Origin of the sequence: Brucella pseudogrignonensis (assembly GCF_032190615.1) — a bacterium.
Taxonomy (GTDB): domain Bacteria; phylum Pseudomonadota; class Alphaproteobacteria; order Rhizobiales; family Rhizobiaceae; genus Brucella; species Brucella pseudogrignonensis_B.
In genome coordinates this window covers 1,300,721-1,323,341 of record NZ_JAVLAT010000001.1, presented here as the reverse complement: position 1 = coordinate 1,323,341, position 22,621 = coordinate 1,300,721, and the positions used below count along the sequence as shown (strand labels likewise).

Below are 22,621 nucleotides of genomic sequence, written 5' to 3'. Positions count from 1 at the left end.
CCGAAGGCGGCTTTTCAAAGGCTAGAAATTATTAGATCAGCGTGGAGCCAGAACCATCATCATCTGGCGGCCTTCAAGCTTAGGCTCTGCTTCAACCTTTGCGATCTCCACAGTGTCTTCCTTGACGCGGATGAGAAGCTTCATACCAAGCTCCTGGTGCGCCATTTCACGACCACGGAAACGCAGGGTGAACTTCACCTTATCGCCATCGTCAAAGAAACGCTGCGCAGCCTTCATCTTCACTTCATAGTCATGCGTGTCGATGTTCGGTCGCATCTTAATTTCTTTGATTTCGACCGTTTTCTGCTTCTTGCGTGCTTCGGAGGCTTTTTTCTGATTCTGATACTTCAGCTTGCCGAGATCCACGATCTTGCACACAGGCGGTTCAGCGTTTGGCACGATCTCAACGAGATCGAGACCCGCTTCTTCTGCCATCGCAATGGCATCCTGCGTCGGGATACTGCCGTGGTTGTGGCCTTCGGCATCAATAAGCTGGACCCGGGGAACCCGGATATCACGGTTGGAGCGCGGTCCGTCTTTCTGGACCGGCGTCGCTCTGAACGGTCGGCGAATGGTCGTTATCTCCTGATTATTAACGATATAGGCAATTCAATTTCGTGGCCCGCGACGGCCTTTTCCGATCAAACCCCTGTTTAACGCGGAAATGTGGTCAAGCGAGCGGTAAAGTCAATAGCATCTTTGACAGGGAAAAGCACCCCCGGAAGAATAAAGGCAAAGAAAGAAGTGTTTCGGAGGTGGTAAGCGACATATCGGTCACATTCCTCAATATTTCAAGGGAGTGAGGTTTTCTCCGCCTGTCATAAATGGCAAATGAAGATCACTTGAAAAACTGCCTGCCAAATCAGGAGACGAACCATGAGCACAGCTGAACCGGATTTTATTGAAGTTGATGGCGCACAGATTGCCGTCCGTAATCGTAGCGGACAGGTTGCACCGGGTGTTGTCTGGCTCGGTGGCTATCGCTCCGATATGCTCGGCACCAAAGCAGTGGTTCTTGATGCGTGGGCTGAAAAGACCGGGCGGTCCGCTCTGCGCCTTGATTATTCAGGCCATGGTGAGTCGGGTGGGGACTTCAACGAGGGCACAATTTCACGCTGGCTGAATGAAAGTCTCGCAGTTTATGCAAAATATGCGAAAGGTCCGCAGATTCTGGTCGGTTCATCCATGGGCGGCTGGATCGCGCTGCGCATGGCGCAGGAACTGAAAAAGATTGGCAAATCGCCTGCCGGGATCGTGCTCATCGCACCGGCACCGGATTTTACCGCCGAGCTTGTCGAACCATCCCTGACCGATGCGCAAAAGAAAGACCTGATCGAGCAGGGCTATTTTGAAGAGCCTTCGGAATATTCACCAAACCCATACATCTACACCCGCGCGCTGATCGAAGACGGGCGTAACAATCTGGTTCTCAAAGGAATCATCGAGACAGGCTGCCCTGTGCATATTCTGCAAGGGATGCAGGATGAGGCGGTGCCTTATCAGCATGCGCTCAAGCTCGTCGAGCATCTGCCGGTTGATGACGTGACGCTGACACTGGTGCGTGATGGCGACCATCGATTGTCGCGTCCGCAGGATCTGGAACTGCTGATCCGTACCGTTTCTGGCCTCGCTGAACGCATATCTGTTGGAGAATAAGCATGCGCTTTTCGGTTTTTGCGTCTGCGGCAGTCGCTGCAATCGTTGGCTTTGGTAGTACGCTGGCGCTGATTGTTGCAGCCGCCGGTGTACTCGGTGCAACGCAAGCCGAAACCGCAAGCTGGGTGACAGCGGTGTGTCTGGCCATTGCCGGTTCATCCGCATGGCTGAGCGTGCGTTACAAAATGCCGATCATTGCGGCATGGTCCACACCCGGACTGGCCCTGATTGGTGCAAGCGTCGGCTTCACTATGCCAGAAGCGGTCGGCGCATTCATCGTAACAGCACTAGCGCTGATCCTGACCGGGCTGATCCGTCCACTTTCGACACTGGTTGCGCGCATTCCGGCATCGGTCGCATCGGGCATGCTGGCAGGTGTATTGCTGAGTTTTGTGATTGCAGCTGCGAAATCCGTTTCGCTTGATCCTGCTTTTGTACTGCCTCTGGTGGCTTTATTCTTCATCGTGCGGCTGTTTAATCCGTCGCTCGCGGTCATTGCCGTGCTTGTGCTTGGCATGGCCTATGCCCTGATGTCCGCGCGTGTACCCGAATTGCCTGCACCGGAGATTTCGACGCTCACACTGATCTGGCCGGAGTTTCACATCGGCGCGATGATCGGCATCGCTCTGCCACTTTATATCGTGACCATGGCCTCGCAAAATCTGCCGGGCTTTGCGGTGTTGCGCGCCTCCGGCTATGAGCCGCCGACCAGCGCCGCGCTGCGTGTAACCGGATTTTTCTCACTGCTGACCGCGCCCTTTGGAGCCGCAACCAGCAATCTTGCAGCTATTTCAGCGGCGCTTTGCACCAATCCCGATGCGCATCCGGACCCTAAAAAGCGCTGGATGACCGGCCCGGTCTATGCGGTTTATTATGTCATCTTTGCGCTGTTTGGTGCTTCGCTGGTGGCGATCTTCGCCGTTCTGCCTGTCACCCTCATTGCGCTGGTTGCTGGCCTTGCGCTGAGTGGTCCATTCATCAATGCCATGGCACTAGCGCTCAAAGTTGAAGAAGAGCGGCTTGCAGCCATTGTCACCTTCGCAGTGACTGCCTCCGGCATTGCCTTTTTTGGCGTTGGTTCTGCTTTCTGGGCGCTGGTTGCCGGACTTGGTGTAGCCGCACTCGAACATTTACGTAAAAAATTTCCGAGATAATCACATTGCTTAGCGCCCGTTTGGCGGGAGCAGGCAGACGATATTCTTGAAAAGCCGCAATTGGTTTACCACGTCAATTTCAAGCCGCGAGATTAACAAACGGCCCTGAATGAAACGGAGTAGACCATGACAAATTCTGCATTGATCCGCCCCGCATGGACACCAGCGACAATTGCGCTGATGGTGCTGGGCTTTATCTTCTTCTGGCCGCTTGGCCTCGCCATGCTTGCCTATATCATCTGGGGTGATCGCCTCGGTGATTTTAAACGTAGCCTCAACGAAAAGACCGACTCTGTGTTTGGCTCTTTCCGCAATTGTAGCAAAAGCGAAAGCTTTAATTTTGGCGGCACCACCGGCAATGCTGCTTTCGATGAATGGCGTCGCGAAGAACTCGACCGGCTCGCCGCAGAACGCCGCAAGCTGGAAGAAGCCCGCGCTGAGTTTGAAGCCTATGCCACAGAACTGCGCCGCGCCCGCGACAAGGAAGAGTTTGACCGCTTCATGAATGAGCGCCGCGCTTCGGCAAAGAAAAACGACGGCGGCGACGTAACCACGATCTAGTGGCTACAACCCTGATCTGAACTGTAAACGGCGCGGGCTTTGTCTGCGCCGTTTTGCTTGGAACATTAAAAATCTCTGGATTTTTATGCGAATCACCTATCTTTAAAGCATGGGTTTTTCCTTATTTCGATCTGCAGCCAAAAAGCCGTCTGTCGTCACACGCGAACGTATGCATGCGGTCGCAGGCCGCGAACTGACTTTGCGTGTGTTGGAAAATCCACGTGCAAAACGTCTGACGCTGCGGATTGAGACCGGCGGCAAAGGGCTACGCGTTACCATCCCACCCGGCCTACCCGACCGCGAAGTTCAGAGTTTTCTGGTCCGTCATCAGGGCTGGATTGAAAGCCGCATTGCCAAAATGCCTGATCAGGCTGGCCTTCGTGCCGGTGTGAAAATACCCATTCGCGGGGTGCCGCATCTCATAACCCATCAGTCCGGACGCGGTACGGTGGATTTGCTGGAAGGCAATATTCTGCTCGTTCATGGCGATCCCGCGCATCTTTCGCGGCGTATCGCCGATTACCTCAAGCGTGAAGTCAAACGCGATATTGAACAGCTTGTTGCCCGTCACACGGCAACCGTGGGCCGTAAAGCCAAAGCGGTCCGGTTCAAAGATACCAAAAGCCGCTGGGGATCGTGTACGTCCGATGGTGTGCTCTCTTTTTCGTGGCGTATCGGCATGGCGCCTGCGCCCGTCATTAATTATCTCGTCGCCCATGAAGTGGCCCATCTGATTGAGATGAACCACGGGCCGAAATTCTGGAAACTCTGCCATGAGCTTTGCCCTGATACAGAGCGTTGCAAAGCATGGCTGAAGCGCAATGGCAGCGCATTACAGGCTATCGATTTTACATGACATCAGACATTCAAACTGCTGCACGGGCGCTGTGGGATTACCATTGCCTCTCCGATGAACCTGTTGCCGCCGATGTGATTATCGGTCTTGGCAGCTACGATACCCGTGTTGCAAAACATGCGGCCGATCTTTATCGGCAAGGCCTTGCCAATTGGCTCATGTTCACCGGCCACAGCGGCAACTGGACCAAAGGGCTTTACAAGGCTTCAGAGGCCGAAGCCTTTGCCGAAATAGCCATTGCTGAAGGTGTTCCGGAAGAGGCTATCATCATTGAACCGAAAGCGACCAATATCGGCGAGAACATTCTTTTCGCGCGCGACATCATGGTTGCAGGAACAATCAGCCCGATCTTTGTGACCAAACCGCAGACCCAGCGCCGGGTGCGCGCAACCGTTGACCGACAATGGCCGGAAGCACGCGCATTTGTCACTGCACCTGCGACGTCTTTTAGAGATCAGCCGACAGAAGGCCATGATTTTGAGAAGCTGGTGCGCGAAATGGTGGGTGATCTGCGCCGCATTCTCGAATATCCGGCACTTGGCTTTCAGGTTGCACAAGCCGTTCCTCTTGAGGTCATGGAAGCCTATGATTACCTTATAGCACAGGGCTATGATGACGCGGCTCCTCGCGTTGAGGCCGGAACAGCTTGAGTCGGCCCGCAATATGTGCGACGGAAACGCCATGGTTTTTGATATAAAAATATGCGGCCTTAAAACGCCGGAAGCAGTCGCTGCTGCGCTTGATGGCGGTGCGACGCATATTGGCTTTATCTTCTTTCCCAAAAGCCCGCGGCACTTGAACCCTGCCGATGCCGGTCGCTTGCGTGAAGCAGCGAAAGGCCGTGCCAAAGTGGTTGCCGTCGCCGTTGATGCGGATGATGAAGTGCTTGATGAAATCGTGCGTGAATTGCAGCCAGACATGCTGCAACTCCATGGCCATGAAACGCCTGAGCGCGTGGCTGATGTAAAAAAGCGCTATGGCCTGCCGGTAATCAAAGCCTTTGCCATTCGCGAGGCCGCCGATCTCAGCGTGATCGCGCCCTATCAGGGCATTGCTGATCGCTTTCTTTTTGATGCCAAACCGCCGAAAGGTTCTGACCTTCCGGGTGGCAATGGTGTATCCTTTGACTGGGCATTGCTCGACGCGCTTGACGACAGTGTCGATTACATGCTTTCCGGTGGACTGAATGCGGGCAACATTGCCGAGGCGCTGCACAAAACGCGTGCGCCGGGTATCGATGTATCGTCCGGCGTAGAGCGCGCACCCGGTCAAAAGGATGTGCGTCTTATCAATGAATTTTTTCAGGCAGTGTCTGATGCCAGACAATAGCCTGCACATGACGGAGTGGCAGCAGTGAACAAGCCGGTTGAACCCAATTCCTACAAAACAGGCCCGGACGAAGAAGGCATGTTCGGCATTTTTGGCGGACGCTTTGTCGCCGAAACGCTGATGCCGCTGATCCTCGAATTGCAGGAAGCCTATGAGACGGCAAAGAACGATCCTGAATTTCAGGCGGAGCTTTCCAATCTCTCGACCTATTATGCTGGTCGCCCTTCCAAGCTTTATTATGCCGAAGGCCTGACCAAACATCTGGGCGGCGCGAAGATTTACTTCAAGCGCGAAGACCTGAACCATACTGGTAGCCATAAGATCAACAATTGCCTTGGCCAGATTCTGCTTGCCAAGCGCATGGGCAAGACCCGCATCATCGCTGAAACCGGCGCTGGTCAGCATGGCGTTGCATCAGCCACCGTTGCAGCGCGTTTTGGCCTGCCTTGCGTGGTCTATATGGGTGCCACTGACGTTGAGCGTCAAAAGCCAAATGTTTTCCGCATGAAGCTGCTGGGCGCTGAAGTAAAACCGGTGACAGCTGGCAATGGCACACTCAAAGACGCGATGAACGAAGCGCTGCGTGACTGGGTCACCAATGTTGAAGACACCTATTATCTGATCGGCACCGCTGCTGGTCCGCATCCTTATCCGGAACTGGTGCGCGATTTTCAGTCGGTGATTGGCACAGAAGCGCGCAAACAGATTCTCGAGCTGGAAGGCCGTCTGCCAGACGTGATCGTCGCTGCTGTTGGCGGTGGATCGAACGCAATCGGCCTGTTCCATCCGTTCCTCGATGACAAGTCAGTCAAAATCGTCGGTATTGAAGCAGGCGGTCGCGGCCTTGAGGGTGTGGAGCATTGCGCATCGATGAGCGCTGGCAGCCCCGGTGTTCTGCATGGCAACCGCACTTATTTATTGCAGAATGAAGACGGCCAGATTCTTGAAGGCCATTCGGTTTCCGCAGGTCTTGACTATCCGGGCGTTGGTCCTGAGCATTCATGGCTCAAGGATTCAGGCCGCGTTGACTATGTGCCAATCCTCGACGACGAAGCGCTCGACGCTTTCCAGCTTTGCACCCGCGTTGAAGGCATTATCCCGGCGCTTGAATCCGCGCATGCGATTGCGCAAGCCGTGAAAATGGCCCCAACCATGGGCAAAGATCAGCTGATGATCGTCAATCTCTCCGGTCGCGGCGACAAGGATGTTCACACGGTCGGGCAATTGCTCGGCATGGACATGTGAGGATTGCATGAGCAAGGCCGTTGTTGACACCAATGCTTACAGACCGCGCGCCGCATGGTTCGACGGACTGACGGAGTGTGGTCCGGCAACAATCAAGCTCAACATCATCGAAGCTGATCCTTCCAATCCACTTGCTGAAGCCGCTCTCGGCATTGCCCGCAGGCAGATCGCATCTGTTGCAGAAAAGCTGGAGCATACGCCGCATCTGGGTGCTGGCTTTGCCATTCTGCATCAGGGCGAAGAAAGCCTGTGGCTGCTTCTGCACTGGTGGCTGGAAGGTGGCATCGCAACGCAGATTCTCTGGCAGTCCGAACTCAGTGACGAGATCGAATTCGAACCAGCGCAGCCTCTCTTGATGGCATGCGTTTGGGAGCTGGGAATCATTGACTTTGAACGGCGCGCCTGGATGGAGACAGTTATGTCCGGCCAATCCACCGCCGATTATCTTACGCGCATTTTGCCACGGGGCACGGTATGACCACACGCATCGACACCAAATTCGCATCGCTCAAGTCCGAAGGACGTCCAGCGCTGGTTACCTATTTCATGGGCGGCGACCCGGATTATGCGACATCGCTTGCTGTGATGAAAGCATTGCCAAAAGCAGGCTCCGATGTGATTGAGCTCGGTATGCCTTTTTCTGATCCGATGGCTGATGGCCCTGCCATTCAAGCCGCTGGTCTGCGCGCACTCAATGCCGGTCAGACGCTGAAAAAGACGCTGCAACTGGCTGCTGATTTCCGCAAGGAAGACGACACCACACCAATCGTGCTGATGGGGTATTACAACCCGATCTATATCTATGGCGTCGAACGCTTTCTTGCCGATGCAAAAACATCCGGCATTGATGGCTTCATCATTGTCGATCTGCCGTCCGAAATGGACAAGGAACTCTGCATTCCGGCAACGGATGCGGGCCTCAACTTCATTCGCCTGACCACGCCAACCACCGACGACAAGCGCCTGCCGAAAGTGCTGCATAATTCGTCTGGCTTTGTCTATTATGTCTCAATGAACGGCATTACTGGCTCGGCGATTGCCGATACAAGCCGCGTTGCCGATGCTGTCCGGCACATTAAGAAAAGCACCGATCTGCCAATTTGTGTGGGCTTTGGCGTGAAGACCCCGGAACAGGCCGCAGCCATTGCGGAAGCTGCTGACGGCGTGGTTGTGGGTACTGCAATCGTCAATGCTGTGGCGCTCGAGCTCGATGAAAATGGCAAGGTAAAGGGCGATCCGGTAGCCGCTGTGACCAAACTTGTCAGTGCATTGGCGGCAAGTGTTCGCGCAACACGCCTTGAAGCTGCCCAATAAATCGTCCATTTAGGCAGCTCGTTAGTTTAGAAGAAGAAACGGAAGCAAACGTCATGAACTGGATCACCAACTACGTTCGTCCAAAGATCAATTCGATGCTCGGACGTCGCGAGATGCCGGAAAATCTTTGGATCAAGGATCCATCGACCGGCGAAATGGTGTTCCATAAGGACCTTGAAAGCAATCAGTTCGTGATTCCGGGTTCGGGCCATCACATGCGCATCAAGGCCAAGGACCGCCTGCGTTTCTTCTTCGACAATGGCGAATACACAGCACTGGAAAGCCCGAAGGTTCCAACCGATCCGCTGAAATTCCGTGATGAAAAGAAATATATCGACCGTCTGAAAGACTATCGTGCGCGCACCGGCATGGAAGACGCAATCATCAATGGTCTTGGCACGATTGAAGGCCTGCCAATTGTCGCAACCGTGCAGGATTTCGGCTTCATGGGCGGATCGCTCGGCATGGGTGCCGGTGAAGCGATCATTCAGGCCTTCATGAAGGCTATTGAACTCAAGCGTCCGCTGGTTCTGTTTGCAGCCTCCGGTGGCGCACGTATGCAGGAAGGCATTCTGTCGCTCATGCAGCTTCCACGCACCACTGTTGCGGTCGAAATGCTTAAAGAAGCAGGCCTGCCTTACATCGTCGTTCTCACCAACCCGACAACGGGCGGCGTGACGGCTTCCTATGCGATGCTTGGCGATATTCACATTGCAGAACCCGGCGCTCTGATCGGCTTTGCTGGTCCACGCGTGATCGAGCAGACCATTCGCGAAAAGCTGCCAGAAGGCTTCCAGAGCGCTGAATATCTGATGGAACATGGCATGGTCGATATGGTTTGCTCGCGCCTTGAGCTCAAGTCAACTATCGCAAGCCTGCTCAAAATCATGACCCGTCAGCCAGCCAATATGGATGCACCGGTCAAAGCACCTGCGCCAAAGAAGCCAGAAGCTGACAGCAAGGCGGCTTAATCGTGACAGGAAAAGCGGATGCCGTCATCGAACGGTTGATGCAATTGCATCCCAAAGGGTTTGATCTTTCACTGGACCGCATTCGCGGTCTGCTGGAAAAGCTCGGCAATCCGCACCTGAACCTGCCGCCTGTGATCCATATTGCCGGAACCAACGGTAAGGGATCGGCGACAGCCTTCTGCCGCGCACTTTTAGAAGCGAGCGGCTTTGGCGTTCACGTCCATACATCGCCGCATCTCGTCAACTGGCACGAGCGCTACCGCCTCGCCTCCAAAAATGGCGGAAAATTCGTTTCTGACGATGTTCTGGCGGAGGCCATTGAACGCGTTGAAGCTGCGAATGACGGTAGACACATCACGGTTTTTGAAATCCTGACGGCCGTTGCCTTCGTTCTGTTTGCCGAGCATCCTGCCGATGTCGTGATCATGGAAGTCGGCCTTGGCGGACGCTTTGATGCGACCAATGTGATTACTGATCCCGCCGTATCGCTGATTATGCCTATTTCTGTTGATCATCAGGCATTTTTGGGCGACCGGGTTGAGCTGATTGCCGCTGAAAAAGCTGGCATCATCAAAAAGGACTGCCCTGTCGTTATCGGCTTCCAGCCTTTTGACGCCGCGCGTGAGGTGCTGATCTCAACGGCTGACCGGCTTGATTGCCCGCTTTCGATCTATGGTCAGGATTTCCTAGCATTCGAGGAACATGGCCGGATGGTGTTCCAGAATGAAGACGGTCTGATTGATCTGCCTCTGCCGCGCCTGCCGGGCCGTCACCAGCTTGCAAATGCTGCCGCCGCCATCGAAGCGGTGCAAATGGCGGGCTTCACCATTACCGACAAGGCCGCAGAAAAAGCCATGATGGTTGTGGACTGGCCTGCACGTATGCAGCGCCTGACCCATGGCACGCTTGTCGATCTTGCACCAACGGCATCGGAAATCTGGCTTGATGGCGGGCATAATCCCGGCGCGGGTATGGTGATTGCAGAAGCCTTTGGCGATCTCGAGGAACGGTCCACACGGCCTTTGTTCCTGATTACCGGCATGATCAACACCAAAGACCCTGTCGGCTATTTTGAGGCCTTTGCAGGCATGGCACGCCATGTCTTTACCGTGCCGATCCCGTCAAGTGACGCTGGCATCCCGAACAACGAACTCGCCATCAGCGCACAGAAGGCCGGACTTTCGGCAGAGCCGGTGCATTCGGTTGAAAACGCACTCAAGATTTTGCGTGATACATGGGCGCCTGATGAAGCCCCGCCGCGCATTCTGATCGGTGGTTCGCTTTATCTGGCAGGCGAAGTGCTGCGCGACAATGGAACACCGCCAAACTAGAGCGTGTCGCGCTTATTCCTATCCACAGCGCTCGCTCTAACTCTTTTTTCTTACGCATGTCGTTATCGGAAAACCGGTTCCCACTTTTCCGCGACATGCTTTAAACAAAAAACCCGGCTCTAAGGCCGGGTTTTTCATATTTAACAAACTCTGCTGATTAAGCAGCAGAAGCCTTGATCCAGTCAGCAAGGCGGCTCTTTGGAGCTGCGCCAACCATGTTGGCTGCAAGTTCGCCGTCCTTGAACATCAGAAGTGTTGGGATCGAGCGAACGCCAAACTGTGCTGCGAGTTCTGGATTTTCGTCGATATTGACCTTAGCGATCTTAACCTGACCAGCCATTTCAGCAGCGATTTCGTCCAGAGCAGGAGCGATCATCTTGCAAGGACCGCACCATTCAGCCCAGAAATCCACGACGACTGGCTCGCTCGACTGAAGAACGTCCGACTGAAAATTGCTGTTATCGACCTTTACGGTTGCCATAGGGCTATCCTCATATCTGTTTGAGAGCGAAAGACTCACTGAGAAATCGCTCCTTTGACCATATCATGTGGCGTGTTGACTGCCATCCGTCAAGTTCTGGTTAGTAACCTTTCCTTGAGAGTCACTCAGAGCCCTCAATGCTTCATTGAGCACGTTTTCCGGCAATGGCAGCAAATACGGGCCTTCCGTGAAGAGCAAAGCCACTTCAACAACCCGTCCCGGATATAAAGGTGCGAGCAATTCCCGGTAAAGCGCCAGCTGTGCGCGATAGGCAAAAGGCACAGCTTCAACACTCTTTGGCGGCGGGCGATTGGTTTTATAATCCACGATCAATACGCGGTTTTCATCAACGCTGATGCGGTCGATCTGGCCCGACACGGCATGATCTTTTCCGCCGAGATTGATCGTCCCCATCACGGCCACTTCACCACGCGATCCGCTGGCAAAAACTGGTGCGAATTTCGGATCAGCCAGAATGGTTGCAACACTCGCCCAGGCTTTCGCGCGTTCCGCTTCCGGCCAGTCAGCAGCAATGCGTGCCAGATAATCCTGTGCAAGCTTCTCACGCTCATTCACGGCCACTTCCGGCAGATATTGCAGCAACATATGAATCGCCGTACCGCGCCTTAACGCGAAAGCCGAGGTCTCGCCGCTCAGTCCCAGCACCGGCGACAGCGTATCAAGCGGTGGTTCTTCATCCCCTTCAATCAGGGCCGATGCACCGGATGGCGCAAGCGGACGCGGGAGTCCGGGTTCCGGCTTTATGGGCTTGAGATAGTCGAGCGGCAACGGTGGCAGCTCAACCGCTTTTTCCACTTCAGGCTCCGCAATTTCTGTCAGACCGCGCGGCGTGTTGCGATAGCGTCGGGCGGCAACACCCGAAACCGGATGCACAAAGGTTTCGGCCTTTGTGGTCAGCGCATCTTCAACAAGCCTGTGCCATGTCTCGCCGCTTTCACGCGATCCGCGATAACCACAGACAATCAACTTATCTTCCGCACGCGTCATGCCAACATAAAGAAGACGGCGATATTCTTCTTCGGCGCGCGCTTTCAGACCTTCAATCTGTGACGCCAAAAAGCCGGTCTGGTAGCCCGCATTGGGTTGCCAGAGATAGCCTTTGACCTGTGGACCATCATTGCCGAAATCAAACGGGATCAGCTTGGGCGCGCGTGTTCCGCTCCAGACGGCATTGCCCGGATCGACCAGAAACACCACAGCACCCTCAAGCCCCTTGGCGGCATGAACCGTCATGATACGAACTTCGTTACGGCCCTGATCCAGTTCGCGTTTGATCTGCGGCGACGCTGCATCAAGCGTTTCCAGAAATGCCTGCATACCCGGCAGACCAGCGCGTTCAGCCGAAAGCGCATAGTTCTGGAATTCATCGATAATATCGCCTGCTTCCGGTCCAAGCCGCGCCAGAAGCTTACGCCTTGCGCCATCTGCGCTGAGAACCCGCGCATAGAACTCGAAGATCGGCATGGTGTCGGCCATATTGCGCCAACGGCTCAGCGTCTTATGCACACCGATCAATGCAGGTTCTTCAAGGGATGCATGGTAAAGGCGCTCAAAAAGCGTTTCGCCACTTTTTCGCGGATGGGCCAGCGCGAACAGCCTGTCATCATCCCAGCCAAATAGCGGGCTTTTGAGAAGCGAAGCCAATGACAAATCATCGGACGGCTGCAATACAAAGCGCCCCAGCGCCATCAAATCCTGAATGGCGATGTGGCTTGTAAGCTTGAGCCGGTCGGCACCGGCCACGGGTACAGAGAGATTTTTGAGCGCCCGCGAAAGCGCTGGCATGAACTGATCGCGCTTGCGCACCAGCACCATAATGTCTTTCGGCGCAAGTTTGCGGTTCTGGCCCGGAATGGTTTCGCCGCGATCAAGCCAGTAGCGAATGGTTGCTGCGATCTGTTCGGCAAGTTTGATAGCAGGAGCTTGCAAATGATCGACCGGAACGCGCCAGTCGTCTGGCTCCTCCACCACGTCCGGCGTCAGCATATCCCAGATTTCCACCTCGCCCGGCTCGTTCTCGCGAATGGCGGAGTGAACAGTGGCACCTGACAAGCCGCGATTAGCCTCAGGACGTGCAAATACCTCATCCACGGCCTGCAAAACATCAGGAGCCGAACGGAACGAGAAGTTGAGGCTGACGCGCTCGAATTTAAGCTCTGCATCGGCAGCCCTGAGGCTAACCGCCCTGCCCTGTGCAGCAAAGTCTTCCGGTACAGCGCCCTGAAACGAATAGATCGACTGTTTTTCATCACCCACGGCAAACAGTGTGCGCTGCACATTGCGCTGACCGAGGCCAGAGAAAAACTCTTCCGAGAGCATGCGGATGACCTGCCACTGGTCAGGACTGGTATCCTGTGCTTCATCGACGAGAATATGATCGATGCCGCGGTCGAGTTTATATTGGACCCACTGCCCTGCCCCATTGCGCGCAAGCAGCGCCACCGTGCGGGTAATCAGGTCTTCAAAGTCGAGCAGACCCCGCTTGCGCTTCAAATCATGATAGCGCTGCAGGAGATTATCGATGAGTGTGAGCCCGGCCAGATTGAGCCGGATAAGCCGCAATTCCTTGATCTTGTCGAGACCAAGTTCAACACGCGCAGCTGCGGCATTAAAATCTTCCTCGAAATCCGGCAGCAGCTTTTTGACCGCAGCCGAGCCAACATAGGAACCGGATTTGGCTTCGCCGGTCGCTTTCAGGAAGGAAGCACGCAGAACGGCTTCCTTGTCGAAGCTGCTTTTGACCTTGTCATATTGCTTGAGCTGCAACGCAAAATCATGTGCGCGTGCCGCGCCCTTCTGGATCGACAAAATGAGATCAAGCGCATCGTCGGAAAATTCCGGCACCGGCCACATCTCATCCAGCAAATCGGATTCACGCGTGTCTGGCCGGAACCGGAAATGCCGGTGCAAAGCCTCGCTGCGCTCATCCGCAGTGCCAAGCGCCGTAATGTATTGCTGCAAGCCATTGCGGCGACCAACAGCCTCATCAAGCAGTGCCTGCAAACCCATCTCGCCCGCTGCCTGCATCACATCGGCAAAAGCGCTTGCCAGTTCCGGATCACCGCCGCCATGTGCAGTCTCAAGCAGGGTGCGTCGCGCTTCGCCGACAAGAGCCACCTGCATGAGGTCGTCCATCATCTCGAAGTGGCCTGCAATATTCGCCTCAAGCGGGAACTGATGTAGGATCGCCTCGCAAAATGCGTGGATGGTTTGGATTTTCAACCCGCCCGGCGTTTCAAGCGCGCGCGCAAAAAGCCTGCGTGCTAAAGCAAGCCGTGTGGCTCCCGGACGCCTGCCTTCAAGCTTGATAAGCCTGTCAGTGAGATCTTCATCCGGCAACATTGCCCATTCCGACAACCGCGCAAAGACGCGGTTCTGCATGACGGCTGCTGCCGCCTTTGTATAGGTGAGACAAAGGATTTTCGACGGGTCAGTGCCTTCGAGCAGTAGCCGGATCACGCGCTCAGTCAGAACATGGGTCTTGCCAGAGCCCGCATTGGCCGACACCCAGACAGAGGCCAGTGGATTGGCGGCACTCGCCTGTGCGTCGATGGTTTCCTGTGGAATGAAACGTTGTTTTTTCATTCGCCGCCCTCCCCGCCAGCATCGCCACCGGCGGACCATTCCAGCACACGCGCCAGATGATCATAATCACCTGAAAGTTCTGTTTCTTTAAACGGTAACGCGCGGGAAAGATAACCCTTAGCCGGATTCTGATATTCAGCAAGCAGCTGCGCCAATCGTTGCCAGGCTTCTTCGCCAAGGGCGGGTGCCGTCTTTTCCGATGGTGGCCGACCAATTTTCAAAATCGATTCCGGCTTCACCTCGCCACCAGCGCGCAAGCGCACATAGGTCAGATCAGACGCGCGGACAGAACCCAGTTCGCGAAACGCACCACGCACGAGAAGGGCTGCTTCAAGCGCCAGCTGTGGCGACAAGAGGACATGCGCCTGCTTTGGCGATGGCGTGGAGCCGGTCTTATAGTCGATCACTTCCGCAGTTCCGTCACGCATCAGATCAATACGATCAGCGCGGCCCGACAGGGTGATGCCAAGGCTTTCAACCTCGCGCTTGTCCGACGAAATTTCGGCAAAGCGGGTCTGAACATTATAGGCGCGTTCCCGCTCCCATTCGAGAAATTGCGGAATAAGTGCGGTAAAACGCGGCCACCAGACTGCTTCGATCTCAATGGGCAGATCCATGTCTGCAAAGAAATGTCGGCCAAACTCTTCCAGTTGCGTGGCTGCATCTGGTGAAAGCGGGTCGATACCTTCCTGGGTAAAATGCCCCAAAATATCGTGAAACAGTGTTCCACGTTCTGTGGCTGCCGGATCGCGGATCAGCGGCTCCAGCGGACGCAACTTCAGAATCTTTTTGGCAAAGATCGCATAAGGATCGCGACGAAGGGTTTCGATTTCCGTGACTGAAAAATGCTTGGGCCGCGCGCTTACAGGCGGTGTCGGTTCCGGGCGTTTGACAAAAGGCACATCAGGTGCCTGATCAATTTCACGCGCCCAATGGATAAAACGTTGCCCACGCGAGCGCATATCTTTGGTCACATCTGAACCCAGAACCGTTTCAAGCCGCTGCAACCAGCGCGACGGAATGGTTGGCGCATTATCAGAACGCTGCGAACGCGAAAGCACGATATGATCCATGCCAAGCGCCATTTGAAAATCATGTGCTGCAAGGCCGGTACGGCGCTCAGGTGGATCAAGCGCGATCATCGCCTTCATAGGGCGCGACATGAACGGGTCATTGCGCGTCTTGGCGGGCCATGTGCCTTCGTTGAGACCACCGATCACCAACGTATCCATGGTCTGCAAACGCGCTTCCAGCGCACCCCAGATGAAGACGCGGGGATGCCCACCCGGATGCGGCTTGACGGTTTCTCCCGACATCAGAGCGTCAAGAATTGCGGGCCATTCAATAGCCTCAAAGTCCAGTCCCGCTTCGCTCGCGACAAGCTGACGCAGAAATGAAGCCAGCTTCTCGCCATGCTCGCCGGAATAATACCGCGTAACGCTGCCGCTTTCATCGCGTGCGAGATTTTCCAGCGCTTCCACAGTGGCCCGCGTAATCTCACCAATATCCGTTCGCCGGTTAATGATGGCAAAAGGTGCCAGCGGCGCAACAGCTTCCGACAAGCTCACGCAAAGCGCGCGCGCCGCTTCAATCATGTCAGGCGTAACAGTCGCGTGCCATGCCGGTTGCCATGACTGGCTGGCGCTTTCTTCCATGCGGCGATCAAAAAAGCCGGGAAGATCGATGATCGATGCCCTGCCCGTACCGCCCCGGAACGCCACCAGTTCAAGCGTTTCCGCAGCCAGTCGCCGCTCGATGCGCTTGCCGCCAAGCCGTAGCATCGGGTGCTTGACCAACGCTAACAGGGCCACAGGATCGCCGGGGTTGAATACGGTTTCGACCATGAGGCGCATCAGCGTCGCGGTTTCGATATCGCGCAAATGGCGACCGCCGGAATCATCGGCGTCGATGCCAAAGCGGGCGAGTTCGCCCACCACGCGGCGCGCGAGATTTCTATCGGCGGTCACCAATGCTGCAGTCTTGTTTTCATCACTGATCGCATCGCGCAGCGCCAGGGCCACTGCCAGCGCTTCCTCACGCTCATTAGCGGTTTCGATCAGATCGATCTTTTGTGCTGACTGCTGCAATGCTTCAGGACGCATATCCGCATCGCGGTTCAGCAGGCTCCATGCATCCGTGGTTTCTGCCGGACGCAGTGCTTCCGCGACCACGCGTTCCAAAACGCGCTTGTTAACCGGCATATCTTCGATATGCTCGACATCTTCGCGTAATACCCCAATAGCCTGCAACAGCTTGTGAAGACCATATTGCGGATGTCCGAAGGTGGACGGATTATCATCCGAAGCCCCCAGCAGGTTCCACGCGCCTTCATCAAGATCACGGTCCAGTCCCGGCAGAACCACAGCACCTTGCGGCAGTCGGGCAATGACTGAAACGAGCTCGGCAGTCGCGGGAATAGAGCCTGTGGAACCAGCCGCAATCACAGGACCTTGCGGCGAATGATCACGCAGTCGCCGCACCTCGCCCCAGATCAATTCATTGCGGTGCGCTGCCGGATTGGACAATTTGCGCTCTTCCAGAATTTCCGGCCAGAGTTTCGTGACAATATCGAGAAAGCCGAGCGTGACCTGCCACCAATCGGCAAGATCATCGGGCGCAATGCTGGCAAGCTCACTCCATTTGGCATTGTCGGTTTCGACCTGATCCATCAGGCCAGCCAGATCACGCGCAAGCCAAATCGCGTCAGAGGTTGTTGCAGGAACCGAAACATCATCGGTGCCGAACAGCGCCCGCACATGCGCAGGCAGCGATTCACGCCATGGACGAATGAGCCTCGCCAGCAGCAACAGCCGTTCAGCCTTGCCAATTGGCGGATTAAGATCAAATACGCCGCTTGTGGCTGCGTTGAAAAAAGCAGCGTCCTCATCCACATCACCCAGCGGGCGAATGGTCGGAAGGATCGCAGATTTAGCCGGATTCATATCAACCAGAATGGAACGAAGCGCACGCGCTGCACGGCGCGTCGGCACATAGATGGTCGCGTTCGCTAATGCCAGCGGATCAGAAGCATTGCCCGGAAAGCCTTCAATCAGGCGGCCTTCCAGAAGTGCCTTGGCAAAGGCCGGTAGAAACGCTGTGCCGGATGGAATCGAAAAAAGCTTCGGCCTCGTAATGGTCATTCCACCCTGCTCTCCTTACGCAATTGCGGAAAGCACAGCCTCCGCCTCGCCGATTGCTTCCGGTGTTCCCACCGTAAGCCAATGCCCGGTCATGGGCATACCATAAAGACGCCCGGCTGCAATGGCTTCATCAAAATAGCGGTTGAGCGATGAAACACCCGGCTCGGCTTTGGCAAAAATACGCGGATGAATGACTGCTGCACCAGCATAGATGACCGGGTCGCCGGCGACATCACGCAAACGGCGCAAGCGGCCCTCTTCATCCGCGACGAAATCGCCCTTGCCTTCAAAACCTGTTGCCTGATCGAGCCTTCCCGTCATGAGAAGAATATCCATGCGGGCATCGTCCCAGACATGCGCCAGCGCCGAAATATTCGGCTGCGCTTCATCACCAACCCAGAATGTATCGGCATTGAGTACGTAGAACGGCTTGCCTCCAAGCTGTGGCAGCACATTGACGATACCGCCTGCGGAATCCAGCAGTAGATCACGCTCGTCGGAAATCGTGATTTTGGGCTTTGAGCGACTACCAAGATAATCGATCAGTTGGTCGGCTAAATAATGAACATTGACGATTGTATTCTCAACGCCTGCACCCGCCAGCGCATCCAAGCCCCAATCGATCAGCGGCTTGCCGGAAACCTTAACCAGTGGCTTGGGCATGGTTTCGGTGATCGGGCGCATACGCTTGCCAAGACCTGCTGCAAGCATGATCGCTGTATCAGGACGTGTCATTGTTTCTCCAGCAATGCGAGATCATCAAACCAGCGCGCGACCGGCGCCATGACCGGATGCTTTAAGACGCGGCCAAGATAGTCGTGAATGCGCGGCAGATGCGCGAGATAATGCGGCTTGCCATCACGTTCATCAAGCCGCACGAACAGACCCAGCAGCTTGGCGTTGCGCTGCGCCCCCATGGCGGCATAAGCCATTCGGAAAGCCGCTTCGTCAAACACATGGCCAAGCTTGCGGCGTTCATCGCAATAGGCATCCACCACTGCCTTTTCGAGCTCCGGCGTAATCGTCACGCGCGCATCGAGTGCCAGCGACGCGACATCATAGGCAGCAGGGCCGATCATCGCGTCCTGAAAGTCAATTGTGCCAATCTTGTTTACGCCTTGCGCACCCTCAAACCAGAACAGGTTTGGCGAATGATAATCGCGCAGCAGCAGGCTTTTCTCGCAATCGGAAATGTCGTCGAGAACCGTATTCCATGCCGCTTCATAAGCCTCCGCTTCTGCATCAGTCAGCTTGCGACCCATCATACGTGGCGCATACCATTGCCCGACAAGACTCACTTCCATGATCATCGCATCACGATCAAAAGGTGCAATGATGTGATCTGGATAGCCTTCAACCGGCGCATGATCAGGCCACTGAACCCCATGAAGGTGGGCAAGAAACCGTCCAGCCGCTTCATAGCGTTCAGCCACCGGCTCACCCGATGAAGCCCTGATGCCCTCAAGCCCAAGATTTTCGAGGATCAGCAGTCCTGCATCAATATCAACAGCGCGCATTTGCGGCACGCGCAGACCATTTTTCGCAAGCAAATCATCAATGGCCACGAAGGCCTGAATATTCTCTGCAATATGCGCAAGCTGGCGATAGGACTTGCCGTTGCGCAATGGCGGATCATAGGGCATCGCGGGCGCATTCATCAGAATTTCAACGCCGTGCGCACTGTTGATAATCTCATATTTGCGGGGTGAAGCATCGCCCTGCAAATAGCGGCGCGTGGCCCCTGTCCGGTCGTTCTTTTCGAGAAAAGTGCGAATTTTCAACGTGCGCTCAAGACGAGCAATCGCAGCTTCTGTCCCGCGAATTACAATGCGACGCCCTGCTCCTTCATGGGTCAAGGTGACGGCAAAGCTCGGCTCCGGCAAAAAGCCTTCCGCCTGTTCCGGCCATTCGGACAGCACAACACCATCTTCGAGAAACTCGACCAGCCCCAGCTCGTCCAGCTCTTCGCCATGCGAAATCCGGTAAAGATCAGCGTGAGCCACGGGCAAGCGCAGCGCCTCATAGCTCTGCACCAGCGTGAATGTCGGGCTTGGCACCTCAAGCCCCTCATCATCGGCAATCGCGCGGATGACGGCGCGTGCGAGCGAGGATTTACCAGCGCCCAGATCACCCGAAAGGGTGACGAGGTCGCCTTTGACCAGAGCAAGGGCAAAGTCTTCGCCAAAGCGTTTGGTCGCAGCCTCATCGGGCAGAAACAATTCAAGATGGAGTATAGGGTTACTGATTGGGGTGCTCATAAAGCCCCATTTACCTTATTCGGCGGCAACACGGAAGCTGCGTGCTTCCGCCGGGAAGCGACAAATAACGGTCGTACCAATATCTGCACCAGTTTCAATTTCCACGCGACCGCCATGCAGCTCGACAAAGCTCTTCACGATGGAGAGACCAAGCCCTACGCCGCGTCTGCGACCGCCATTCTGATAGGCCTGAAAACGCTTGAACACCGTATCCAGCACATCACCCGGCATGCCCGGACCGTCATCATGCACTGCAAACAGAATATCCGTGCCATCGCGCACAACTTGCAGCGAAACGGTCGAGCCTTCCGGTGCATAATTGGAAGCATTGGACAGGAGATTGAACAGCACCTGACGAACGCGATTGGCATCAGCTCTGAACACCTCAACATCGTCTGCGATTTCGATATTGAGCGCGATGTCGTGCTCTTGCAAACGCTCACTCACGCGCTTTGCCGCTGCCGAAATCTCGTCCATCACAGCAACATCGTCAATATCAAGCTGCATGATACCAGCATCGACGGTCGCGAGATCAAGAATATCGTTAACGATGGTCAGAAGCACGGCAGACGATGTGCCAATGTGATCGAGATATTCGAGCTGACGCTCATTGAGCGAACCGAAGGCTGGCGTTTGCAGCAGTTCGGTGAAGCCGATGATATTGGTCAGAGGCGAACGCAGTTCATAGGAAACATGCTGCACGAAATCGTTCTTTATCTGATCGGCAAGCGACAGCGCTTCGTTCTTTTCCTTCAGTGCCCGCTCAACACGCACCGTATCGCTGACATCGATAAAGGTCAGCATCGTCTGCCCCTTTGGCAGTGGCACGACGGCATAGGAAAGGATAACACCATCATCCAGTTCGACCTGTCCCATACGGCCATTGCGCTCATCAAGGAAGCCAGTGACAGAGGAAACGAAATCGTCCCAGATGCCATCGCCGCCACGCTGACCGCAAAGCTTGGAAATGGTCGAAATATGCGTGCCTTCAACGGTGATCGCATCAGGCAATGACCAGAGATCGGCAAAAGACGGGTTAGACAGACGCAGACGACCATCGGAACCGAACACCGCCACCGCTTCACCAAGATGGTCGAGCGTTTCGCCCTGCACCTTGATGAGTGTGTTATAGCGGGCTTCAAGCTGTAGCTGTTCCGTCATATTCTCAAAGAACCACGTCACGCCGCCTTGCGGATGCGGATTGGCGACAACGCGCAATATGCGTGTATCCGGCAGATGCCACATATGCTCTTCCGGCTCGACAGCGCGATAAGCAGCAAGCATGGAATCCTTCCACTTGCGCCATTCCGGCTGTTCCGGCAGCTTGCCTTCCGAACGCAGACGATCAAACAGCAGCGTATTGCTCGGATGTGTCTCAAGCCAGGCCGTATCGAGCGACCAGAGCGAAACGAAAGCCTGATTAAAGAATTGCAGCTTCATATCTGGATCGAAGATCGCCACAGCGGTTGAAAGCTGATCGAGCGTCTCGGCATGGCTCTTCAATGTGCGACTTAATTCTTCGCGGATCTGCTCGACTTCGCTGAGATCAAAGCCCAGACCGGCAGAACCAGCCTCTGCACTCACATCGGTTACATCGAAAACACGCCGGTCGCCGCGCACGACGGCAGGCAGCTTTTCATAAATATCCGGCTCGACAAAACGATCACGTTCCAGACGCTGACGCGCCTGCACGCCAAACAATTCACGACGCTCAGATATGGCCTGCGTGCCATCCACTGCATCCACAGCACGTGCATAGGCAGCATTAACCCATTCCAAGCGACCATCTGTACCGCGCAGCCAGACCGGCTGCTCAAGACGATCAAGCAAATGCCGCAGCAGTGACAATTTTTCAGACAATTCGCGGTTCTGCGCCTGAAGCGCTGCGCGCTCGGCCTGAACACCCTCAAGACCAACGAAACGCACAATGGCAAAACTTCCCGAGGTGCGGCCATTGACGTCAAGCAGGGTGCCATTGCTGGTTTCGACCGTCAAATCAAAAGCATTCGCCTGCTCACGCAAGGCAGTTACCGCTCGCTCAAGCTCGGTCACGGATTGCGGACGCAGCCACCGGCCAAAAGCGAGGAAATGCGAGCGATCCTGTGGCGCCCCGCTATCAAAGGGGAGTTGGCCGACAACATCAGCGCGTGCGCCATTTGCGTCCCAGACAATTGCGCGCTGATCTTTGAGATTAAGCAGCGCCTCACTGCGCTGCACGGCCAGATTCATATCTGAAAGGCGCGACCGAAGCTCATTGTTTTCCTGTGCGGTTTTGGAACGGTCCCGGATCAGCCAGCCAGCCGAGAGGAGGGCTGCACCCAAGGCGCCCAGAAAAATCGAAAACTGGATGACTTCAAAAGCACCCACGCTGCCACCAAAGGGCAGAGCAATACGCGTTGCGTTCTCAGTGCCTTGTGCAAAAGCTGGAACAACCGCAATCAACGCGGCGAAAGAGACTGAAGCCTTCAGAACAACCCGTTTCAGAGGATGGAAGCCAAGCGAAAGCGATGCTTTCAGGTGCCTGCCTGCGCTGATTGCAGATTTACTCCGCAAACTCCCCGTTGAGCCAAGTTCTGGCATATCTTCAGTGTCTCCGCCGCCCGGCTGCCGATCCTTAAAAAGGCGCTGCCGTATTTCAAAAAACGTCATTCTGTCTCTCTCACATCGCCAAATGCAAAGAGCCAGACATGTCTCGCAGATGAATACGCCACCCGTCTTC

The 22,621-nt window shown here is 55.3% G+C and carries 18 protein-coding genes; 11 read left to right on the top strand and 7 right to left on the bottom strand.

Annotation, left to right across the window (positions count from 1 at the left end; translation table 11 throughout):
• Positions 1 to 36: 36 nt before the first annotated feature.
• A complete protein-coding gene (gene infC, locus RI570_RS06445; RefSeq protein WP_250039469.1) occupies positions 37 to 573 on the bottom strand; it encodes a translation initiation factor IF-3 in 537 nt (178 codons plus the stop codon).
• 303 nt (positions 574 to 876) lie between these two features.
• On the opposite strand from infC, the gene RI570_RS06440 reads away from it, so the two are divergent.
• The 11 genes from RI570_RS06440 (at position 877) to RI570_RS06390 (ending at position 10,417) form a co-directional block, all read left to right on the top strand.
• Positions 877 to 1,656: an alpha/beta hydrolase gene (locus tag RI570_RS06440; RefSeq protein ID WP_313827585.1), complete on the top strand. Its 780-nt coding sequence runs from the start codon at positions 877 to 879 to the stop codon at positions 1,654 to 1,656.
• A gap of 2 nt (positions 1,657 to 1,658) precedes the next feature.
• Positions 1,659 to 2,810: a benzoate/H(+) symporter BenE family transporter gene (locus RI570_RS06435; RefSeq protein ID WP_313827584.1), complete on the top strand. Its 1,152-nt coding sequence runs from the start codon at positions 1,659 to 1,661 to the stop codon at positions 2,808 to 2,810.
• Between the two features lie 126 nt (positions 2,811 to 2,936).
• Positions 2,937 to 3,371 carry a DUF2852 domain-containing protein gene (locus RI570_RS06430; protein ID WP_313827583.1) on the top strand — a complete coding sequence of 145 codons (435 nt, stop codon included), beginning with the start codon at positions 2,937 to 2,939 and terminating at the stop codon, positions 3,369 to 3,371.
• Positions 3,372 to 3,480: 109 nt separating this feature from the next.
• Positions 3,481 to 4,227: a M48 family metallopeptidase gene (locus RI570_RS06425; protein WP_313827582.1), complete on the top strand. Its 747-nt coding sequence runs from the start codon at positions 3,481 to 3,483 to the stop codon at positions 4,225 to 4,227.
• Entirely contained in the window at positions 4,224 to 4,877 is a 654-nt protein-coding gene (locus RI570_RS06420) for a YdcF family protein (protein ID WP_313827581.1), read from the top strand. Before RI570_RS06425 ends, RI570_RS06420 begins: the two co-directional genes overlap by 4 nt.
• 31 nt (positions 4,878 to 4,908) lie before the next feature.
• Positions 4,909 to 5,556 carry a phosphoribosylanthranilate isomerase gene (locus RI570_RS06415; RefSeq protein ID WP_313827579.1) on the top strand — a complete coding sequence of 216 codons (648 nt, stop codon included), beginning with the start codon at positions 4,909 to 4,911 and terminating at the stop codon, positions 5,554 to 5,556.
• 24 nt (positions 5,557 to 5,580) lie between these two features.
• Positions 5,581 to 6,801, top strand: coding sequence for a tryptophan synthase subunit beta (gene trpB / locus RI570_RS06410; protein WP_313827578.1), 1,221 nt, complete (start codon positions 5,581 to 5,583; stop codon positions 6,799 to 6,801).
• Between the two features lie 7 nt (positions 6,802 to 6,808).
• The gene (locus tag RI570_RS06405) at positions 6,809 to 7,279 is read left to right on the top strand and encodes a hypothetical protein (protein ID WP_313827577.1); all 471 of its coding nucleotides are present in this window, start codon (positions 6,809 to 6,811) and stop codon (positions 7,277 to 7,279) included.
• Complete coding sequence (gene trpA, locus RI570_RS06400) at positions 7,276 to 8,115, top strand: tryptophan synthase subunit alpha (protein WP_313827576.1); 840 nt, start codon at positions 7,276 to 7,278, stop codon at positions 8,113 to 8,115. The genes RI570_RS06405 and trpA overlap by 4 nt, the downstream gene beginning before the upstream one ends.
• 53 nt (positions 8,116 to 8,168) lie before the next feature.
• On the top strand, positions 8,169 to 9,086 hold the full coding sequence (accD, locus tag RI570_RS06395; RefSeq protein ID WP_313827575.1) for an acetyl-CoA carboxylase, carboxyltransferase subunit beta: 918 nt from the start codon (positions 8,169 to 8,171) through the stop codon (positions 9,084 to 9,086).
• Positions 9,087 to 9,124: 38 nt separating this feature from the next.
• Entirely contained in the window at positions 9,125 to 10,417 is a 1,293-nt protein-coding gene (locus RI570_RS06390; protein ID WP_409558649.1) for a bifunctional folylpolyglutamate synthase/dihydrofolate synthase, read from the top strand.
• A 157-nt stretch (positions 10,418 to 10,574) separates the two neighbouring features.
• Here the strand turns inward: RI570_RS06390 and trxA are convergent, their stop codons facing one another.
• The 6 genes from trxA to RI570_RS06360 all read right to left on the bottom strand — a co-directional run bounded on the left by trxA (position 10,575) and on the right by RI570_RS06360 (position 22,482).
• Entirely contained in the window at positions 10,575 to 10,898 is a 324-nt protein-coding gene (gene trxA / locus RI570_RS06385) for a thioredoxin (RefSeq protein WP_007872546.1), read from the bottom strand.
• A 63-nt stretch (positions 10,899 to 10,961) separates the two neighbouring features.
• The gene (gene addA, locus RI570_RS06380) at positions 10,962 to 14,504 is read right to left on the bottom strand and encodes a double-strand break repair helicase AddA (protein WP_313827573.1); all 3,543 of its coding nucleotides are present in this window, start codon (positions 14,502 to 14,504) and stop codon (positions 10,962 to 10,964) included.
• Complete coding sequence (addB, locus tag RI570_RS06375) at positions 14,501 to 17,644, bottom strand: double-strand break repair protein AddB (protein WP_313827572.1); 3,144 nt, start codon at positions 17,642 to 17,644, stop codon at positions 14,501 to 14,503. Before addB ends, addA begins: the two co-directional genes overlap by 4 nt.
• A gap of 15 nt (positions 17,645 to 17,659) precedes the next feature.
• A complete protein-coding gene (locus RI570_RS06370; RefSeq protein WP_313827571.1) occupies positions 17,660 to 18,379 on the bottom strand; it encodes a nucleotidyltransferase family protein in 720 nt (239 codons plus the stop codon).
• The gene (gene tsaE, locus RI570_RS06365) at positions 18,376 to 19,902 is read right to left on the bottom strand and encodes a tRNA (adenosine(37)-N6)-threonylcarbamoyltransferase complex ATPase subunit type 1 TsaE (RefSeq protein WP_409558622.1); all 1,527 of its coding nucleotides are present in this window, start codon (positions 19,900 to 19,902) and stop codon (positions 18,376 to 18,378) included. Before tsaE ends, RI570_RS06370 begins: the two co-directional genes overlap by 4 nt.
• A 15-nt stretch (positions 19,903 to 19,917) precedes the next feature.
• A complete protein-coding gene (locus RI570_RS06360; RefSeq protein WP_313828574.1) occupies positions 19,918 to 22,482 on the bottom strand; it encodes an ATP-binding protein in 2,565 nt (854 codons plus the stop codon).
• Positions 22,483 to 22,621 lie beyond the last annotated feature (139 nt).

Excerpts from the sequence above, each read along its gene's own strand:
- RI570_RS06440 (WP_313827585.1), top strand. The coding sequence starts at position 877 with ATGAGCACAGCTGAACCGGATTTTATTGAAGTTGATGGCGCACAGATT.
- RI570_RS06435 (WP_313827584.1), top strand. The coding sequence starts at position 1,659 with ATGCGCTTTTCGGTTTTTGCGTCTGCGGCAGTCGCTGCAATCGTTGGC.
- RI570_RS06430 (WP_313827583.1), top strand. The coding sequence starts at position 2,937 with ATGACAAATTCTGCATTGATCCGCCCCGCATGGACACCAGCGACAATT.
- RI570_RS06425 (WP_313827582.1), top strand. The coding sequence starts at position 3,481 with ATGGGTTTTTCCTTATTTCGATCTGCAGCCAAAAAGCCGTCTGTCGTC.
- RI570_RS06420 (WP_313827581.1), top strand. The coding sequence starts at position 4,224 with ATGACATCAGACATTCAAACTGCTGCACGGGCGCTGTGGGATTACCAT.
- RI570_RS06415 (WP_313827579.1), top strand. The coding sequence starts at position 4,909 with ATGGTTTTTGATATAAAAATATGCGGCCTTAAAACGCCGGAAGCAGTC.
- RI570_RS06405 (WP_313827577.1), top strand. The coding sequence starts at position 6,809 with ATGAGCAAGGCCGTTGTTGACACCAATGCTTACAGACCGCGCGCCGCA.
- trpA (WP_313827576.1), top strand. The coding sequence starts at position 7,276 with ATGACCACACGCATCGACACCAAATTCGCATCGCTCAAGTCCGAAGGA.
- accD (WP_313827575.1), top strand. The coding sequence starts at position 8,169 with ATGAACTGGATCACCAACTACGTTCGTCCAAAGATCAATTCGATGCTC.
- RI570_RS06390 (WP_409558649.1), top strand. The coding sequence starts at position 9,125 with ATGCAATTGCATCCCAAAGGGTTTGATCTTTCACTGGACCGCATTCGC.
- trxA (WP_007872546.1), bottom strand. The coding sequence starts at position 10,898 with ATGGCAACCGTAAAGGTCGATAACAGCAATTTTCAGTCGGACGTTCTT.
- addA (WP_313827573.1), bottom strand. The coding sequence starts at position 14,504 with ATGAAAAAACAACGTTTCATTCCACAGGAAACCATCGACGCACAGGCG.
- addB (WP_313827572.1), bottom strand. The coding sequence starts at position 17,644 with ATGACCATTACGAGGCCGAAGCTTTTTTCGATTCCATCCGGCACAGCG.
- RI570_RS06370 (WP_313827571.1), bottom strand. The coding sequence starts at position 18,379 with ATGACACGTCCTGATACAGCGATCATGCTTGCAGCAGGTCTTGGCAAG.
- tsaE (WP_409558622.1), bottom strand. The coding sequence starts at position 19,902 with ATGAGCACCCCAATCAGTAACCCTATACTCCATCTTGAATTGTTTCTG.
- RI570_RS06360 (WP_313828574.1), bottom strand. The coding sequence starts at position 22,482 with ATGCCAGAACTTGGCTCAACGGGGAGTTTGCGGAGTAAATCTGCAATC.